Below are 1,487 nucleotides of genomic sequence, written 5' to 3' on the forward strand. Positions count from 1 at the left end.
GTCAGCGGATGCCGTTGAAGTCCGTGCCCACGACGAGGGTGACGGCGCCGGCCACCGCGCTCGCGTCCTGTTTCGCCGTGACACCGGGCAGCCGGGAGGCGAGTACCCCGGCCTGCTTCTCCAGGCCCCGGGGATAGGTGACCGTGCTCTTGGGCGCGGCGGCGGGCGCGTTGCCGGTGCCGGTGACGGTGTAGCCGGCGGACCTCAGCGTCTGGGCGACCTTCGCGGCCTGGCCGGGCACCCCGCTGCCGTTGAGGACCTGCACCCGCACCGTGGCGGCGTACACCGGCCCCGCCGAGTCGGCCGCCAGCTTCTTCTTGTCCACCTCCCGGTCCCGGGCCAGCGAGGTGAACAGGCCGGCCGCCTGCGGGTACTGCCACACCACATTGGCCCGGTCCGAGGGAACGTCCGCCTCGCGCCCGTAGTTCGGCACCGTCAGGAAGGTCAGCCGGTCGCCCGGAATGCCCTTGATCTCGTTCGCGAGAGCGGTCAGCGGCTTGATCCCGGCCAGCTTCGCGTCGGTGGTCAGGGACTGGGTGGCCGCGTCCAGGAACCCGTACAGATCGGCCGGACTGGTCAGCTTCTGCTTCGCCCTGGCCGCCAGCGCCTGCATGAACTCCTGCTGGCGCCCGATGCGGCCCAGGTCCGAACCGTCACCGACGCTGTAGCGGGTCCGCACATACCCCAGCGCCTTCTCGTCCCGGACCCTCTGGCAGCCGGCCTCCAGGTCCAGGTGCGCCTTCTTGTCCCGGATCGCCGTGCGGGGACAGACCTCGATGCCGCCCAGAGCGTTGACCATGCCCTTGAAGCCCTGGAAGTCGACGGACATGAAATGGTCGATCCGCAGACCGGTGGACTGCTCCACCGTCTTGATCGTGCAGGCGGCGGCCCCCGCCACCTCACCGCCCGTGCCGCCGACCGCGAAGGAAGTGTTGATCTTGGCATGGCCGGGGGCGGACGTCGTTCCGTCACCGCGGTCGCAGGCCGGCAGGCTCACCCACGAATCACGCGGCAGCGACACCACGGTCGCCCACTCCCGGTCCGCCGACAGATGCATCACCATCAGCGTGTCCGAGTGCATGGTGTCCAGGTCCCGGCCGTACTTCGCGTTCTTCCCCTCCCGCGAGTCGGACCCCACCACCAGGATGTTCTTCGACCCCGGACTCAGATTGACCGGCCGGTCACCGCCCAGCCGGTCCTCCACGTCCGCGGACCCGATGTTCCCGTCCAGCCCCGCATAGACCCAGGCCCCCGCCCCGGCCGTCACCAGCACCACAGCGGCCAGCGCCCCGCCCGCCCACAGCGCTATTCGCCCCCGCCGGGTCAGCCGGGCCGGCCGCCCCTCCACCCTGCGGCGCCGCCCCGCCGGCTGCGCCCGGCGACCGTGCCGCCTCCTGTCCTGCGTACCCACTCTGACGCCCTCCGGGCCTTCGTCTTCGTCCGTCCCCGACCACCACTGCATGCGATGCGTGAACTTTACAGTCGCG

1 protein-coding gene is annotated in these 1,487 nt (G+C 71.2%); it reads right to left on the reverse strand.

Annotation, left to right across the window (positions count from 1 at the left end; genetic code table 11):
• Position 1: 1 nt before the first annotated feature.
• Positions 2-1,462: an LCP family protein gene (locus ACWD0Y_RS36625; RefSeq protein ID WP_450264572.1), complete on the reverse strand. Its 1,461-nt coding sequence runs from the start codon at positions 1,460-1,462 to the stop codon at positions 2-4.
• Between the last annotated feature and the right edge of the window lie 25 nt (positions 1,463-1,487).

The organism is Streptomyces altiplanensis, assembly GCF_053591575.1.

Bases quoted from the DNA above. Each gene is read 5' to 3' on its own strand.
- ACWD0Y_RS36625 (WP_450264572.1), bottom strand. From the start codon at position 1,462: ATGCAGTGGTGGTCGGGGACGGACGAAGACGAAGGCCCGGAGGGCGTC.